Genomic DNA, 15,637 nt, shown 5'->3' with positions numbered 1-15,637 from the left:
CAGGCCCCTTACGCCGGTGCGCTGCCCCCCTTGCCGCCCCGCGGCCTGGGCAGGGCCAGCCTGATCTCCTCCCGCAGTTCCTGGATCTTCGGATAGCCCGCGTACTCCGCGGTGAGCCGGTACATCTGGCGCAGCCGGTCCCAGGTGCGTCGGGAGGAGTTCTGCCCCATCGACATCAGGGCGAGGCGCGCGAACCGGTCCGCCTGTTCGGGATCGTCAGCGATGAAGCAGGCGGAGGCCATGGACAGGAAGTCGAAGATCTTCGACCGCTCCTGTGCGTCGATCCGCAGGGCCAGAGCCTTGTCCGCGTAGTGCTGGGCGTGGACGGCCGCTCCCGGCTCGAACTCCGCGAGCGTGCGATAGGCGAGAGCCTGCATGCCGTACAGGTCTGCCTCGTTGAACAACTGCATCCAGCTGGGCGGCGGCACGTCGCTCTTGTCGGAGACAAACAGGTCCTCCGCCTGCCCGAGGGTGCGGCGCATCGCCTGTCCCTTGCCCATCGACGCCTGTGCCCAGGCCTCGATGGTGTGGAACATCGCCCTGGTGCGCGGCAGTACCTGCTCACCGGAGCCTGACTGGGCGAGCTTCATGAGGTCCAGCGCGTCGTCGGGCCGGCCCAGGTGCACCATCTGACGGGCCGCCCGGGACAGGGCCTCCCCGGCGCGGGGCCGGTCCCCGCCCTCTCTCGCGGCATGGGCGGCGATGACGAAGTACTTCTGGGCCGTGGGTTCCAGGCCGACGTCGTGCGACATCCAGCCCGCGAGGACGGCGAGGTTGGCGGCGACGCCCCACAGGCGCCGCTGGAGATGGGCTGGGTGATGGTAGGACAGCATGCCGCCCACCTCGTTGAGCTGTCCCACGACGGCTTTGCGCTGCAGCCCGCCGCCGCGGGCCGCGTCCCAGGCTCGGAACACCTCGACCGAGCGTTCGAGTTCGTCGACCTCCTCGGTCCCGATGGGGGCGGCCTCGTAGCGGTCGAACCCGGCCGGTTCGGCGTTCATGGGTTGGTCGATGACGGGAGCGTCGGCGGAAAGAGTCGGATCGGTGTGCAGCCAGTCGTACATGGCGCTGCTGAGTGCGGATCCCGCGGCGAGCGCGGCACCCGCGCCCACCAAGCCGCGTCGGTTGAGCATGAGGTCCATTCCCGTGAATTCGGTGAGGACCGCAGCAGTCCGCTCGGGCGCCCACGGCACATCGTCGGGATGCTCGTCGCTCCCGCCGCCCTGCCGTTTCCCCGCACGCCCGTGCCGGACCAGACCGAGGTCCTCGATGGTCACGACACGGCCGAGACGCTCCGTGAAGAGAGCCGCCAGCACCCGCGGCACCGGATCGCGCGGGATCTCTCCCGTGTCGATCCACCGCCGCACCCGGGAGGTGTCGGTCGCGAGCTGGGGGTGGCCCATGGCCGCCGCCTGCTTGTTGACCAGCCTCGCGAGTTCGCCCTTGGACCAGCCGGCCAGGCCGAACAGGTCCGAGAGCCGGGTGTTGGGTTGTCCGCTCACGTAAGCCCCCAGGTTCTCGGCTGAGTTGACAGTAGCCCGGTGCGAGTTGCCGGGCGACTATTCGCCAGGGTTCGCCAGGGTGCGCCAGATGGTGTGCCACTGGTCATCGGGTGTCAGGTAGGAACGCGCCACCTCGACCCGGTCGCCTTCTTGCTACGGCGGGTGCATTCCCCAGGGTGTACTCGGGCGTCCGGGTCGGGCAGCGCATTGACGTCGCAGGCACACGAAGGGATCTGTTTCCCCCATGTACGCAGCATCGTCCTCCGTGTCCGCCCCGCCCCGGCCGCTGCGCCCCCGCCCGGCGGGCAGTGGCCCCTACCTCGACCCCGCCCGCCCGGCGGCTCCCGTGCTCGGCGCGGGCCGGGCCCGGCGGCCCGCGGGGGTCGGCACGCAACCGCTCAGCGGGAGACTCGACCTGTCCGGCCCTCAGGGGGCCCAGCTGCGTACGGCGATCGCGTCGGTGCACCGGATCTGCCCGGAGTTCGCCCCGGTGCAGGTGCTGCGCCGCAGCGGACGCTCCGTGCTCCTGGTGGGCACGACAGGGCGCAGTACGGCAGTGGCCAAGTGTTTACTGGACCACTCCCCCGTCTGGGCCGAGCGGATCCGCCACGAGATAGCGGCATACCGCACGTTCGTCCGGCACCGCCCTCCGGTGCGTGTGCCGAGACTGATCGCGGCGGACCCGGACAACTGCACACTGGTGATCGAGCGGATGCCGGGACGGGTGGCCGCGCTGCACCGGCACCCGGCGGAGGCCCCGCCGCGGGCCGACATCCGGGCCGCGCTCGGCGCGATCTGCCGACTGAACGCCTGGCGGCCGCCGGCGGGCACCTTCGACGCCCCGCTGGACTACGCGGCCCGCATCTCCCGCTTCCACGAGTTGGGACTGCTGACCGACCGGGACATGGGCGACCTCCAGAAGCTGCTGCACGGCATCGCGACCACCGCGGGCCGAGGGGGCATGGGCCAGTTCTGCCACGGCGACGCACTGTTGTCGAACATCCTTCTGTCACCGGCCGGTCCAGTGCTGGTGGACTGGGAGCACGCGGGCTGGTACCTGCCGGGCTACGACCTCGCCACGCTGTGGTCGGTGCTCGGTGACGCCCCCGTGGCGCGGCGGCAGATCAGCCAGATCGCCCAGTCGGCAGGACCCGCGTCCCGTGACGCCTTCCTGGTCAACCTGATGCTCGTGCTGACCCGGGAGATCCGTACGTATGAGACGGCCGTGCAGCGTTCGATGCACGACACGACCCCGACGGCACCGGGAGTGGCCCAACCGGGTGCCGCGCCGTCCGGCGAGGAACAGCGGCTGCTGCTGAGGCGGCTGCACGACGACTGCCAGATGGCCCGCCGGGCCGTGCGTGCGGCGGTCGGCACTCGCTGAGGGGACGATGGCCCGCGGCGCGCCTGAAGGGCGCACCGCGGGCTTTCGTGTGTCCGTCGGGAGGAAACCCGTGCTCCTGGGCATCATTGACGGATCGTCGGCCGACCGGTACCCCGGTACCACTGACCCACCGCTCGGCCCCCGCACGCCCCCCACGCTCCACCGGCCCTGGAGGCTGCCATGCGAGGATCCGTCCCCCACCTCAGACGTACACGCGGAGCCGCCAAAGCCGTGGCGTCCGCGGCCCTGCTGCTGCCCCTGCTCGGCGCGGCCCCGGCGGACGGCGCGCCGGAGCCCTCCGGCGACCGGCTGCAACGTGCGTTCGCCACGGCGGCCGCCGAGTACCACGTACCGCAGAGCGTCCTCCTGGCCGTCTCCTATCTCCAGTCCCGCTGGGAGGCGCACGGCGGTGCGCCGAGCGTGACCGGCGGCTACGGCCCGATGCACCTCACCGACGCCCGCACCGCGCTGGCCACGGCCCCGCACCACAGCGAGGGCACGGAGGACGCCCGCGGCGACCAGGCTCGTCCCCCACTGCACCCCGACGCGAAGGTGCCGGAGTACACCGAGCTGCCCACCCGTCTGAAGACGCTGCCGAGGGCGGCCGATCTGACCGGTGTCCCGGCCGCCGAGCTGCGGACCGACGAGGCCGCCAACATCGCCGGCGGGGCCGCCCTGCTGGCCGCCGCGCAGAAGGAACTGGGCGAGCCGCTGAGCGCTGACCCGGCGGACTGGTACGCAGCGGTGGCCCGCTTCTCCGGCGCGGACGACCGCGCGACGGCCGCCACCTACGCGAACGACGTGTACGACGTCCTGCGCACCGGCGAGGCACGCACCACGGGCGAGGGGCAACGCGTCGCGCTGGCGGCCCACCCCGGCCTGAAGCCCGACACCGCCCGGTTGGGGCGGGCGGGGCTGCGCACGGCGTCCGCCGACGGCACCGAGTGCCCCTCGACCGTCTCCTGCGAGTGGATCCCCGCGCCGTACGAGGAGTTCGGCGACCACGACTACGGCAACCACGACCTGGGCGACCGGCCGAAGGCGCAGAGCATCAAGTACATCGTCGTCCATGACACCGAGGGCGGCTGGGAGGGTGTCCTGGACCTGGTTCAGGACCCGGCCTACGTGTCGTGGCAGTACACCCTGCGCTCCACCGACGGCCACATCGCCCAGCACGTGAAGGCCAAGGACGTGGCGTGGCACGCGGGCAACTGGTACGTCAACGCGAAGTCGATCGGCCTGGAGCACGAGGGCTTCCTGGCCAATCCGGACGCCTGGTACACGGAGGCGATGTACCGGTCCTCGGCGCGGCTGGTGAGGTACCTCGCCGCGAAGTACGGCATCCCGCTGGACCGGCAGCACATCCTGGGCCACGACACCGTGCCCGGGCCGACCAGCGTGGCGGTGCCGGGCATGCACACCGACCCCGGCCCGTACTGGGACTGGCGGCACTACTTCGAACTGCTGGGCCACCCCCTCGAGTGGACCAGGGTCAAGAGCGGCGGTCTCGTGACGGTCCTGCCGGACTACGCCGCCAACCGGCCCGTGTACACGGGGTGCGACGCCAAGGGCGAGCCGTGCGCGCCGCACGGTTCCAGCGAGGTGCGGCTGTACTCGGACCACGACGAGAACTCGGCCCTGATCAAGGACATCGGTCTCGGCACGGACCCGACCCCGGGCGTGAACGACCTCTCCTCGCGGGTCTCCACGGGCCAGCGGTACGCGGTCGCGGACCGGTGGGGAGACTGGACCGCGATCTGGTACCTGGGGCAGAAGGCCTGGTTCAGGAACCCGAAGCAGCAGCCGACCGCCGTCGAGTCGGCGGGCTTCGTCGTCACGCCGAAGGCCGGCCTGGACAGCGTCCCCGTGTACGGGCGCGCCTATCCGGAGGCGGCGGCCTACCCGGCGGGAGTGCCCGCCCAGCCCGTGTCACCGCTGCCGTACACCCTGTCGAAGGGGCAGAAGTACGTGGTCGGTGACAAGGTGCCGGGCGAGTACTACTACGCGGCCACCTTCACCACGGACTCACACCGGGTCGTGGTCGGCAAGGACCTGTACTACGAGATCCAGTTCGGCCACCGGGTGGCGTTCGTGCGGGCCGCGGACGTGCGGCTGTCGATCTCCTGAGCCGGTCGGCGACCGGTCAGCCCTGCTGGAACAGCTCCGCGGGCAGCGGCTTCAGCAGGGCGTACAGGTCGTCGGTGATGGGGCGGTCCCAGGCGGCGATGGTGACCAGCACGTTGTCGCTGCGGTCGAACTGGACGCAGGAGATACGGCCCTCGGAGAGCTTGAGGCGGCGCACGATCAGGAGGTTGTCGCCCTGCATCACCGGCATGTCCTCGGCGCCGACGACCGTCACCTCCTCGTCGTTCTCCAGCGCCAGCAGTAGTTGGGCGACCTCGAAGGGGACCTCGCCCTCGGCGACCTCGCGGGCCGGGGATCCCTCGGGCAGGTTGCCGATGATCATCGCCGGGCCGCGGCCGCCGAACAGGTCGTAACGCAGGAACACGCCCTGGCAGGTGCCGTCGGGCGCGGGCAGCAGACCGGCGCCGAGATTGCCGGGCCAGTCGCCCGGGTCCATGGCCAGTACGTCGAAGTCGGGCCCGGCGGGCGTTGCGCTACGGCGGCGGAGGAACGACATGCCGCCAATGGTACGTGCCCGAAGGTCGTGGACGTCGTGCGGGCGCCCCACGCTTCGCGCACTCCGCGGGGCCGTCCCAGCCGGGGGTGGCGGTCCCGCCTCCGGGACGACACGGATGACCGGACCCTTGTGATGCAGGCCCGGCCCTGAAGGCCGAGCAGTCGGCCCATGCGCTGTGCGCCTGTCACTCGTCGCCGACGTGGGAGATACGGTCGTCGCCGAGCCGGCGCTGGACATCCTGGAGCAGTACCCGCAGCAACTCGGTGAGCTGGTGCTGCTGCTCGCCCGTAAGGCCACCGATCAGCTCGGCCTCCCGGCCCAGAACGTGGTCGACGGTGGTTTCGACCAGGTCGTGCCCGGCCTGGGTCAGGGAGACCAGGACCGTACGCGGCCGCCCTTGGCCGGGCCGGCGGGTGACAAGTCCGTCGCTTTCGGCGCGGGTGACGCGCTGCGAGATGGCGCCCGCGGTGACCAGTGACCGCCGGCTGAGTTCGCGTGTGCTCAGCGTGTACGGATTGCCGCTCCGCCGCAGAACACTCAGCAGGTCGAGGGTCGCGGCATCGACCCCGGTCCGCGCGAGGACCCGCCGCCGGTCGTCGCCGAGCAGCTTGGCCAGGCGCCAGATGGGCGTGACGATCCCGATCGATGCGACGGGCGTGCCGGGCCGCTCGCGCTCCCAGGCGGCCGCGATGTCCTGCACGGGGTACGTGGACGCGCCGTCCGTCGGGTAGCTCATGCCCTTCGGCGTGAGGGGTTCACTTGCCATGCCGACCCTCTCCAGTGTTACGTTTAGTTCTAAATTTAGGTCTGAATCTAGGAGTTCATCGTATGTCACGCACCATCCTGGTCACCGGCGGCGGCACGGGCATCGGCCGCGCCATCGCCCGCCACTTCGCCGACCAGAACGACACCGTCATCGTCACCGGCCGTCGCCCCGGCCCCCTTGACGAGCTCGCGGCCGAAACCGGCGTCCGTCCCCTGGTCTGCGACCACACCGACCCAGAGGCCCTCCTGCGGCTCGTGGCCGAACTCCCCGAGCGCGTCGACGTACTGGTCAACAACGCGGGCGGCAACATCGTCTTCGACGCCGACGGCAAGACCGATCTCGCCTCCTACGCCCGCGACTTCCGCGCCAACCTCGACGCCAACCTCGTCAGCGCCGTCCTCACCACCAGGGCCCTCGACGACCGCCTCGCCCCGGGTGGCGCGGTGGTACACCTCGGCTCCATCGCGGCCGACCAGGGGGCCGACTCGTACGGCGCGTCCAAGGCGGGCCTCGCCACCTGGAACTTGAGCCTTGCCGACGTCCTCGGGCCCCGCGACATCACCGCCAATGTGGTCTCGCCCGGCTACATCACCGACACCGAGTTCTTCCGCGACCAGCTCTCCGACGAACGCCGCGCCACCCTGATCGACGCTACCGCCACCGGCCGTCCCGGCACCCCGGACGACATCGCCGGCGCGGTCGCCTTCCTCGCCTCTCCGGCCGCCCGCCACATCACGGGCCAGGTCCTCAACATCAACGGCGGCGCCCACAAGACCCGATAGCCGTACTGCCGACGGTGGCCTTGCGCCACGTGAACGCGTATGAGACTGGCACTTGGCACTGTGCCCGCGTACGCGATGGACGTCTTGAGAGCACGAGTGATGTCCAGTTGCCCGACGGGCGGGACGTCCTGGGCAGGAGGCGTAGAACATCCCGCCTGCCGCAAACGGGTCTGGCGCCAGGTGGCGCGTGTCGGCCCGCCTGCCTGGGCACATTCATCCGTACTCGCCCTCAGGCCGCCTTCTTGTGCCGTTCGTGGTGGCGGGCCACTCTGGCGCGGTTGCCGCAGGCAGGGTTGCACCACTCCTGGCGGGGGTGCTCCTTGAGGAAGTAGCGCACGCAGCGCGGTGCGTGGCAGGCGCGCAGCCGCGTACGGTCGGGGCCGGCGAGGAAGGCGATGGCGGCCTGGGCGAGCACCGCCGTGAGCTCGCCGGCGTCCTGCGCGGCCTGCCTGCGCGCCTCGGGTTCGGCGTCGTCGGACCAGTGCAGGACGGGGACGGTGGGGGTGCGGGCGGCTGCCGCGTTGAGGCGTTCGACGGCCTGGTGCACGGGCATGAGGCGGGTGGCGTCGGCGGGGCTCGGCTCGTCGGGGCGCACGGCGTGGGCGAAGAGGGCGCGGACGGCGGCGCGCACATCACGGACGGCCGCGAGGGCCGCGTCGTCGGCGACGAATCCGGCGGGGTCCACCACGGTGTCGGGGTGCGCGTGGGCCCAGGCGGTGAGTCCCGCCGGTCCGGCCAGGTCGTCGGCGACGCCACCGTGGCCGTCGTGCCGGATGGTGAGGGCGAGGTCGAGGGCGAGGCGAGCGTCCCTGCTGAGCGAGTCCTGCATGCGGCTAATGATAGGCAGGAGGCCAGCCATTAGTCGCCGGGCAGCCCTTGGGCATGCCTCCAGCTCCTCATTCCTCCCCCGGCGACGGCGGCACCACCGCCACCGGGCTCGCCGCGTGCAGCAGTACGGCGTTGGTGACGGAGCCCAGCATGCGGGCGGGGACCAGGAGGCGTCGGCGGTGACGGCCCACGACGACCAGTTCCGCGTCCTTGGAGGCGGCGACCAGGTGACCGGCAGCGTCGCCGGGGGCCGGGAACGGTTCGGCACGGACATCGGGGTACCGCTCGCGGTAGGGGGCGAGGAAGCCCTCGGCGAGGGCCCGCGTCTCGCTCTCGACGGCATCCTGGTCGATCGTCGGCGGGACGACGTCCTCGGGCGCCGCCCAGGTCTGTACGGGCCAGGGGTAGGCGGCGACGACCTGGAGGCGGGCGCCGCGCAGCGCGGCCTCGGCGAAGCCGAAGTCGAGCGTGGCGTCGTCGGGGCCGTCCACCTTCAGGCCCACGACCACCCGGGGCCCCGGCTCCGTCTCCGGCGCCGTCTCGACCTTCCGCCCGGGCCGGGGCACCACCACGACCGGGCACTCGGCGTCCCGCGCGGCCGCCAGGCCGTTGGAGCCGAGCAGGAGGCTGGCGAAGCCGCCGCGTCCCCGGGAGCCGAGCACCAGGAGCTGGGCGGCCTGCCCCTGCGCGGCCAGCACGGAACCAACGACGCCGTCGAGGCCGGCGTACTCCGTCGTGGGCATGGCGGGGAGACCTTCGAGGTGGGCGCGTGCCGCGGTGAGCACCCAGTCAGCCTCCGGGGCCGGGGGCACGGCCACGGGGGCGCCGGGGGTCCAGGCGTGGTACTGCCGTACGTGGACCACCCGCAGCGATGCCGCGCGCCTGCGGGCGGTGTCGACGGCCCAGTCCAGGGCACGCAGGCTGTCGCGTGAACCGTCGACCGCCACGACGACCGGCAGGGTGCTCATGGTTCCTCACCTCCGGAAGACGACCTTCCTCCTGTGGGGGCCAGCCTCGCTCAGGTGGCGGCCCCGGGAGGGCGCACAAGGGCGCGTGTCCGGAAAAACTGGTGAGAAACAGGCGTCGCGGGTCGGGCAGGTGTCGGGCCGGTGCCTCAGGTCGAACCGGAGTCCCGGGTCGGGCGGCACCGCAAGGCCGAACCGAAGCCCCAAGCCAGTCTGCGCCTCAGGTCAGGAAGAAATCTCCCTCACGTCAGGTCGAACTCCCCCTCCCGCGCCCCCGACACGAACGCGCCCCACTCCGCGGGCGTGAAGATCAGGGAAGGGCTCTGGGGCCGGCGGCTGTTGCGCATCGCGATGAACCCCTCGACAAACGCGATCTGGACATCCCCCACGCCTCGGCTGCTGGACTGCCAGTCGGCGTTGCTGAGATCCAGCTCCGGCTTGTCCCAGCTCGCGAGCGGCTGCTGCTGGATGGTGCTCTCGGCCACGTCCGTGCTCCTCCCGTTTCGTCGTCCGCGGCCAGCCTAGCGATCGACTCCTGCCCTCAACAGGCCACGCGAGGGGGACCTTTAGGAGGTGGGGGGTTCGGAACCCACCAGCCACATGGAGAAGAACTGCGATCCGCCGCCGTAGGCGTGCCCGAGGACCCGCCTCGCGCCGTCCACCTGATGGTCTCCGGCCTGCCCCCGTACCTGGAGCGCCGCCTCCGCGAACCGGATCATTCCGGAGGCCCCGATGGGGTTGGTGGACAGGACACCCCCCGACATGTTGACGGGCAGGTCCCCGTCCAGTTCGGTCACCCCGGCCTCGGTGAGTTTCCAGCCCTCGCCCTCGTCGGCGAAGCCGAGGTTCTCCAGCCACATGGGCTCGTACCAGGAGAACGGCACGTACATCTCGACGGCGTCGATGTCCCGGCGCGGGTCGGCGATGCCCGCCTGCCGGTACACGTCGGCGGCGCAGTCCTTGCCGGCCCGCGGCGAGACGAAGTCCTTGCCGGCGAAGAGGGTCGGCTCGCTGCGCATGGCGCCGCCGAGCATCCAGGCGGGCGGACGGGGCGCACGGGCGGCTCCTGCGCGGTCGGTGAGGACCATCGCGCAGGCGCCGTCGGAGGAGGGGCAGGTCTCGGAGTAGCGGATGGGGTCCCAGAGCATGGGCGAGGCCTGGACCTTCGCCAGGGTGATGTCGTTCTCGTGCAGATGGGCGTAGGGGTTCTTCAGGGCGTTGCGCCGGTCCTTGTACGCGACGAGCGAGCCGACCGTGTCGGGGGCGCCGCTGCGCCGCATGTAGGCGCGCACGTGCGGGGCGAAGAAGCCGCCCGCGCCGGCCAGCAGCGGCTGCTGGAAGGGGATCGGCAGGGACAGGCCCCACATGGCGTTGGACTCGGACTGTTTTTCGAAGGCCAACGTCAGTACGGTCCCGTGGACGCGGGCGGCGACCAGGTTGGCGGCGACCAGTGCCGTCGACCCGCCGACCGAGCCGGCTGTGTGCACGCGCAGCATCGGCTTGCCCACGGCGCCGAGCGCGTCGGCGAGATAGAGCTCGGGCATCATGACGCCCTCGAAGAAGTCCGGCGCCTTGCCGATGACGACGGCGTCGATGTCGGCCCAGGTCAACTCGGCGTCTCGGAGCGCTTGTTGGGCGGCCTCCCGGACCAGTCCCGCGATGGACACGTCCCTGCGGGCCGCCACGTGCTTGGTCTGGCCGATGCCGATGACGGCCACGGGTTCCTTGCTCATCGCGGATCCCCTTCGAGTACGGCGACCAGGTTCTGTTGCAGGCACGGGCCCGAGGTGGCATGGGCGAGGGCACGGTCGGACTCGCCCCGTTGGATGCGGGCGGCTGCCTCGCCGACGCGGGCGAGACCGGCGGCCATCATCGGGTTGGCGGCGAGTGCACCGCCGGACGGGTTGATCCGCACGCTGTCGTCGAGCTTCAGGGCCTTGCGCAGGACGACCTCCTGCGCGGTGAACGGCGCGTGCAACTCTGCGGTGTCGACGGGCCGTTCGAAGGCGCCGGCCCGTTCGGCGGCCAGGCGGGTGGACGGCGAGTCGGTGAGGTCGCGGACGCCGAGCGAGTGGGCCTCGATGCGGTGGTCGACGCCCCGGATCCAGGCCGGCCGCGCGCACAGTTCGCGCGCCCGGTCCCCGGCCGCGAGGATCACGGCGGCCGCGCCGTCGCCGACGGGCGGGCAGTCGCCGGTGCGCAGGGGCCGTACGAGGTACTCCCCCTGCGGCACCGAGCCCCGCAGCTGCGCGTGCGGGTTGTCGGTGGCGCGACTGCGGGCGGCGATGGTGGCGAGTGCGGGCTCGTCGATGTCGCCCGCGTCGATCAGGGCCTGCGCCTGGAGGGCGGCGAGGGCGACGGAGTCGGGCCACAGGGGAGCGACGTAGTACGGGTCGAGTTGGCGGGTCAGTACGTCCCGCACGGTCCCGGGGGAGGACTTGCCGTACGAGTACACCAGCGCGGTGTCGGCGTCCCCCGTCAGCAGCTTCGTCCACGCCTCGTACAGCGCCCATGCGCCGTCCATCTCGACGTGGGACTCGGAGATCGGCGGCCAGGCGCCGACGCCGTCCAGGGCGAGGGTGAAGGAGAAGGCGCGCCCGGCGAGGTAGTCGCAGGAACCGGAGCAGGTGAAGCCGATGTCGGCGGTCCTGAGTCCGGTCTGCTCCAGCACGTCGTGCAGGACCGGCATGAGCATCTCCACCTCGGAGTGCTCCTCGGTGGTACGCAGGGTGTCCGTCTGCGCGAAAGCCACGACGGCGATCTCCCGGTTCACAACAGCTCCTTGTACGTCTCGTAGTCCGCGTCGGGTTCACCGGTCGGCCGGTAGTGGTCCGGGTAGCGACCGCCCTGCGTCCACACCGGTTCGACGCGCAGGCCCATCCGCACCTGGTCGTACGGGATGCCGCCGATACGGCCGTGCAAGGCGAGGTCGGCTCCGTCGAGCGCGATGTGGGCGTAGACGTACGGCACTTCGATGTCGAGGTTCTTCGCCTTGATGTTGACGATGCAGAACGTGGTGATGGTGCCGCGTGGTCCGACCTCGACCTGCTCGGCGGTGGCCACGCCGCAGGTGGGGCAGGCGCCGCGTGGAGGGACGTACACCTTGCGGCAGGAGGGGCAGCGTTCGCCTACGGTGCGCTGGTCGGCGAGGGCGTGGATGTAGGCGGACTGGGCGCGGCCGGGCGAGTAGGTGTAGTCGAGGCGGGCGGGGGCGACGATGCCGGTCACTGGGTCCTCGAACTCCCCTGTGATACCCCTTGGTTGGACCGCTTCACCGTCGTACGGCTCGAAGCAGGCGATGTCAGTGATGGCGCCGGTGCGGTCCTCGGCCCAGCGGACGCGGACGCGCAGGCCGGTGTGCACGGCGTCGGGGCCGGGGGCGTCGAGGGCGTGCAGGAGGGCGGTGTCGGCCCCGTCGAGGCGGACGAGGACCCAGGCGAAGGGCGTGTCGAGGGGCTGGCCGCGGCGGGGGGCGTGGTTCCAGGCCCAGGTGGTGACGGTGCCGGTGGGGGCGACTTCGACCAGGTCGCGCAGCTCGTCGGCGGTGACGGGGTCGTACTCGACGGGCGGCACGAGGACGCGGTCGTCGGTGGTCCGCACACCGAGGACGACACGCTCACGCAGGCCGGTCAGGAAGGCGCTCTGGACGGGCCCGAGCGAGCGCGTGAAGGGGAACTCGACGACGAGGGGGGCTTTCAGGACTTCGGGCATCGGGTGCTTGCCTCCTTTGGAGCCAGGTCGATGGGTCACGCCCTGTAGGGGCGCGGGGCTGTGACATCTGCGGCTCCGCCGCGTGGGCGCGACCAGCCACACACGGTTCGCAGCGTCCGAACAGCCGCACCGGCGAGCGCTACGCACGCTTGTAGACGGGCGGCCTTTTCTCCGCGAAGGCGCGGGCGCCCTCCTTCGCGTCGGCTGTGTCGAAAATCGGCCAGCCTCGCTTGAGTTCGGAGGCGAGGCCGTCGGTCTCCGTCATCTCGGCGGTGTCGTACACGGACGCCTTGACCGCCTCGACGGCGAGCGGGCCGCAGGCGTTGATCCGCTCGGCGATCTCCAGGGCCTTCGCGAGCGCGGTGCCGTCCGGGACGACGTGTCCGACGAGTCCGACGTCGGCGGCCTCCTGGGCGCTGTAGGGGCGTCCGGTGAGAAGCATCTCCAGGGCGTGGGTGCGCGGGATCTGGCGCTGGAGGCGGACCGTGGAGCCGCCGATCGGGAACAGGCCGCGCTTGACCTCGAACAGGCCGAAGGTCGCGGACTGGCCCGCGACCCGGATGTCGGTGCCCTGAAGAATCTCGGTGCCGCCCGCGACGCAGTACCCCTCGACGGCGGCGATCACCGGCTTGCGGGGCCGGTGGTGGCGCAGCATCGCCTTCCAGTGCAGGTCGGGGTCGGCGTCGAGCCGGGCCCGGTATCCCTGCCCTTCCATGCCCTTTCCGGCCAGGGCCTTGAGGTCCATGCCCGCGCAGAACGCACCGCCGGAGCCGGTGAGCACGATCGAGCGGACCGTGTCGTCCTCGTCGGCCTCGAGCCATCCGTCGTAGAGGCCGACGAGCATCGGCAACGAGAGCGCGTTCCTGGCCTCGGGCCTGTTGAGTGTAAGCACCAGTGTGGCGCCTTCGCGCTGCACGGTGAGGTGTTCGGTCCCGCCCATGACCCATCTCCCCTCTGACAGAACGAGAACAGGTTGCAGGAGGCGGAGTAGCACTTCAAGGGTTTTCTGACAGTCAGTCAGATTTCTTCGCGCGGACCCTTCACACTTGCGGCGCCCTTTGCTCTGATGACCGGCGAACCGTCGAGGAGCAGGCCGTCCGAGCTCAGGAGGAGCGGTGGAGTACAACCTTGCCGACCTGTTCGAGTCGGTCGTGGACGTGGTCCCGGACCGCGAGGCACTCGTCTACGTCGACCACCCCGGCACCGGTGCCGAACGCCGTCTGACCTATGCGGAGTTGGACGCGGCCGCGAACCGCGTCGGCCATCACCTCCTCGATGCCGGGATACGCCCCGGCGAGCACCTGGGGCTCCATCTCTACAACGGCGTGGAGTACCTGCAGACCGTACTCGGCTGCCTGAAGGCGCGGATCGTCCCCGTCAACGTCAACTACCGCTACGTTGAGGAGGAGTTGGTCTACCTCTATCGGGACGCGGATCTGACGGCGCTGGTCTTCGACGCGGAGTTCACCGACCGGGTGGCGGCGGTGCTGCCCCGGGCGCCGAAGCTGCGGCATCTGCTGCGGGTGGGAGGGACGGGAGCGCTCGGCCTGCCCTTCGAGGAGGCCGAGGGGTCGCCCGAACGCGGGTTCCCAGCCCGGTCCGGCGACGACCAGTTCATCATCTACACCGGCGGCACGACCGGCATGCCCAAGGGCGTGATGTGGCGTCAGAAGGACCTCTTCTTCGCCGGATTGGGCGGCGGTGCGCCGACCGGTGAGCCGGTGAAGAAGCCGGAGGAGCTGGCCGAGCGCGTGGCGGCCGGCGGATCGGGGATCACCTTCTTCCCCACTCCCCCGCTCATGCACGGCACGTCCACGCTGACGGCGTTCATCGGCTTCAATTTCGGTCAACGGGTCGTGATCCACCGTAAGTTCGTGGCGGAGGAGGTGCTGCGGACCATCGAGAAGGAGAAGGTCACCGCCATGTCGCTGGTGGGCGACGCGATGCTGCGGCCGCTCATCGACGCGCTCGGCGGACCGATGAAGGGCACGGACTGCTCGTCCATGTTCAGCGTCTCGTCGTCGGGCGCCATGATGTCGGACACGGTGCGCAGACAGTTCCTCGCCCTCGTCCCTAACGTCACGCTCCTCAACAACTTCGGCTCCTCCGAGTCCGGCTTCAACGGGACGGCGACCGAGGACGCCGGGCCCGAGCGCGGCTTCCGCATCCGCGTCAACTCCCGTACCCAGGTGGTCGATCCGGCGACACACGAGCCGGTCGGAGCGGGCGAGGTGGGCCGTGTCGCGCAGTGCGGACACGTGCCGCTCGGCTACTACAACGATCCCTTGAAAACCGCCGAGACCTTCTTCGAGAAGGACGGCGAACGGTGGGTGCTGCTCGGCGACATGGCGACCGTCGACGCGGACGGCGTGGTCACCGTCCTCGGCCGCGGTTCTCAGTGCATCAACACCGGGGGCGAGAAGGTGTACCCGGAGGAGGTCGAGCAGGCACTCAAGTCCCACCCGGACGTGTACGACGCGCTGGTCGCCGGGGTGCCGGACCCGACCTGGGGCAACCACGTCACGGCCGTGATCCAGTTGCGCGGGGGCGCACCGCGACCGTCCCTGGAGGACATCCAGACCCACTGCCGCACCCGGCTCGCCGGCTACAAGATCCCGCGCCAGCTGGTGATCACCGACACCATCCGCCGCTCACCGAGCGGCAAGGCGGACTACCGCTGGGCACGGGAGGTGGCAGTGGCGGCACAGGGGTGACGCCCTCGGGCTGCCGCCCGCGCCACAGCACCCTCCGGCTGCCACCCGCTCCACGGCGCGCTCCCGGTTGCCACCCCCGTCACGGCGCGCTCCCGGTTCCCTCCCCCGTCACGGCGCTCCTGGTTGCCGCCCCCGTCACGGCGCGTGACGATTGAAGGGGGCCGACAGGGGGCGTTCTCGAGGGGTGCAGCCATGTCGAGCCTGGAGAGAGCGCCCTGGTGCGGCTGCTTCGGCAGTCGGAATTCGCCGACATGCGCCTGGCCCTGCGGGACGTCACCCACACGTATCTTTCCGGTGACACCTCCAGCCGGACGGCCACCCTGGCCGCGATCGACGACGCCTAC

General features: G+C 71.2%; 14 protein-coding genes. 4 read left to right on the top strand and 10 right to left on the bottom strand.

The window, feature by feature from the left end:
- Positions 1 to 8: 8 nt before the first annotated feature.
- The gene (locus AC067M_RS30690; RefSeq protein WP_478700287.1) at positions 9 to 1,502 is read right to left on the bottom strand and encodes a DNA-binding protein NsdB; all 1,494 of its coding nucleotides are present in this window, start codon (positions 1,500 to 1,502) and stop codon (positions 9 to 11) included.
- A gap of 244 nt (positions 1,503 to 1,746) precedes the next feature.
- On the opposite strand from AC067M_RS30690, the gene AC067M_RS30685 reads away from it, so the two are divergent.
- Positions 1,747 to 2,886, top strand: coding sequence for an aminoglycoside phosphotransferase family protein (locus AC067M_RS30685; protein ID WP_478700286.1), 1,140 nt, complete (start codon positions 1,747 to 1,749; stop codon positions 2,884 to 2,886).
- Between the two features lie 180 nt (positions 2,887 to 3,066).
- Positions 3,067 to 5,013, top strand: coding sequence for an N-acetylmuramoyl-L-alanine amidase (locus AC067M_RS30680; RefSeq protein ID WP_478700285.1), 1,947 nt, complete (start codon positions 3,067 to 3,069; stop codon positions 5,011 to 5,013).
- 16 nt (positions 5,014 to 5,029) lie between these two features.
- Here the strand turns inward: AC067M_RS30680 and AC067M_RS30675 are convergent, their stop codons facing one another.
- A complete protein-coding gene (locus tag AC067M_RS30675) occupies positions 5,030 to 5,527 on the bottom strand; it encodes a hypothetical protein (protein ID WP_478700284.1) in 498 nt (165 codons plus the stop codon).
- 184 nt (positions 5,528 to 5,711) lie between these two features.
- Complete coding sequence (locus tag AC067M_RS30670; protein WP_478700331.1) at positions 5,712 to 6,263, bottom strand: MarR family winged helix-turn-helix transcriptional regulator; 552 nt, start codon at positions 6,261 to 6,263, stop codon at positions 5,712 to 5,714.
- A 92-nt stretch (positions 6,264 to 6,355) separates the two neighbouring features.
- Here AC067M_RS30670 and AC067M_RS30665 point away from each other — a divergent pair, with 92 nt between their 5' ends.
- The gene (locus AC067M_RS30665; protein WP_478700283.1) at positions 6,356 to 7,075 is read left to right on the top strand and encodes an SDR family NAD(P)-dependent oxidoreductase; all 720 of its coding nucleotides are present in this window, start codon (positions 6,356 to 6,358) and stop codon (positions 7,073 to 7,075) included.
- 229 nt (positions 7,076 to 7,304) lie between these two features.
- Here the strand turns inward: AC067M_RS30665 and AC067M_RS30660 are convergent, their stop codons facing one another.
- The 7 genes from AC067M_RS30660 to AC067M_RS30630 all read right to left on the bottom strand — a co-directional run bounded on the left by AC067M_RS30660 (position 7,305) and on the right by AC067M_RS30630 (position 13,519).
- The gene (locus AC067M_RS30660) at positions 7,305 to 7,904 is read right to left on the bottom strand and encodes a CGNR zinc finger domain-containing protein (protein ID WP_478700282.1); all 600 of its coding nucleotides are present in this window, start codon (positions 7,902 to 7,904) and stop codon (positions 7,305 to 7,307) included.
- Between the two features lie 67 nt (positions 7,905 to 7,971).
- Positions 7,972 to 8,871, bottom strand: coding sequence for a universal stress protein (locus tag AC067M_RS30655; protein ID WP_478700281.1), 900 nt, complete (start codon positions 8,869 to 8,871; stop codon positions 7,972 to 7,974).
- Positions 8,872 to 9,110: 239 nt separating this feature from the next.
- Positions 9,111 to 9,353: a DUF397 domain-containing protein gene (locus AC067M_RS30650; protein WP_478700280.1), complete on the bottom strand. Its 243-nt coding sequence runs from the start codon at positions 9,351 to 9,353 to the stop codon at positions 9,111 to 9,113.
- 81 nt (positions 9,354 to 9,434) lie between these two features.
- Positions 9,435 to 10,601 carry a thiolase domain-containing protein gene (locus AC067M_RS30645; protein ID WP_478700279.1) on the bottom strand — a complete coding sequence of 389 codons (1,167 nt, stop codon included), beginning with the start codon at positions 10,599 to 10,601 and terminating at the stop codon, positions 9,435 to 9,437.
- Complete coding sequence (locus tag AC067M_RS30640; protein WP_478700278.1) at positions 10,598 to 11,641, bottom strand: thiolase domain-containing protein; 1,044 nt, start codon at positions 11,639 to 11,641, stop codon at positions 10,598 to 10,600. Before AC067M_RS30640 ends, AC067M_RS30645 begins: the two co-directional genes overlap by 4 nt.
- Positions 11,638 to 12,579 carry a Zn-ribbon domain-containing OB-fold protein gene (locus AC067M_RS30635; protein ID WP_478700277.1) on the bottom strand — a complete coding sequence of 314 codons (942 nt, stop codon included), beginning with the start codon at positions 12,577 to 12,579 and terminating at the stop codon, positions 11,638 to 11,640. The genes AC067M_RS30640 and AC067M_RS30635 overlap by 4 nt, the downstream gene beginning before the upstream one ends.
- A gap of 139 nt (positions 12,580 to 12,718) precedes the next feature.
- Positions 12,719 to 13,519, bottom strand: a complete 801-nt coding sequence (locus AC067M_RS30630) for a crotonase/enoyl-CoA hydratase family protein (protein ID WP_478700276.1) — start codon at positions 13,517 to 13,519, stop codon at positions 12,719 to 12,721.
- Positions 13,520 to 13,694: 175 nt separating this feature from the next.
- Here AC067M_RS30630 and AC067M_RS30625 point away from each other — a divergent pair, with 175 nt between their 5' ends.
- The gene (locus tag AC067M_RS30625; protein ID WP_478700275.1) at positions 13,695 to 15,293 is read left to right on the top strand and encodes an acyl-CoA synthetase; all 1,599 of its coding nucleotides are present in this window, start codon (positions 13,695 to 13,697) and stop codon (positions 15,291 to 15,293) included.
- Positions 15,294 to 15,637: the final 344 nt, after the last annotated feature.

Source organism: Streptomyces sp. NPDC043427 (genome assembly GCF_056436655.1).
Note: the sequence above shows the minus strand (reverse complement) of the source record. Positions and strands in the feature narration are given on the sequence as shown.

What these genes read in the sequence shown, in the direction of transcription:
- AC067M_RS30670 (WP_478700331.1), bottom strand. Translation starts at nt 6,263, where the DNA reads ATGAGCTACCCGACGGACGGCGCGTCCACGTACCCCGTGCAGGACATC.
- AC067M_RS30645 (WP_478700279.1), bottom strand. Translation starts at nt 10,601, where the DNA reads ATGAGCAAGGAACCCGTGGCCGTCATCGGCATCGGCCAGACCAAGCAC.
- AC067M_RS30635 (WP_478700277.1), bottom strand. Translation starts at nt 12,579, where the DNA reads ATGCCCGAAGTCCTGAAAGCCCCCCTCGTCGTCGAGTTCCCCTTCACG.
- AC067M_RS30660 (WP_478700282.1), bottom strand. Translation starts at nt 7,904, where the DNA reads ATGCAGGACTCGCTCAGCAGGGACGCTCGCCTCGCCCTCGACCTCGCC.
- AC067M_RS30675 (WP_478700284.1), bottom strand. Translation starts at nt 5,527, where the DNA reads ATGTCGTTCCTCCGCCGCCGTAGCGCAACGCCCGCCGGGCCCGACTTC.
- AC067M_RS30680 (WP_478700285.1), top strand. Translation starts at nt 3,067, where the DNA reads ATGCGAGGATCCGTCCCCCACCTCAGACGTACACGCGGAGCCGCCAAA.
- AC067M_RS30685 (WP_478700286.1), top strand. Translation starts at nt 1,747, where the DNA reads ATGTACGCAGCATCGTCCTCCGTGTCCGCCCCGCCCCGGCCGCTGCGC.
- AC067M_RS30655 (WP_478700281.1), bottom strand. Translation starts at nt 8,871, where the DNA reads ATGAGCACCCTGCCGGTCGTCGTGGCGGTCGACGGTTCACGCGACAGC.
- AC067M_RS30630 (WP_478700276.1), bottom strand. Translation starts at nt 13,519, where the DNA reads ATGGGCGGGACCGAACACCTCACCGTGCAGCGCGAAGGCGCCACACTG.
- AC067M_RS30665 (WP_478700283.1), top strand. Translation starts at nt 6,356, where the DNA reads ATGTCACGCACCATCCTGGTCACCGGCGGCGGCACGGGCATCGGCCGC.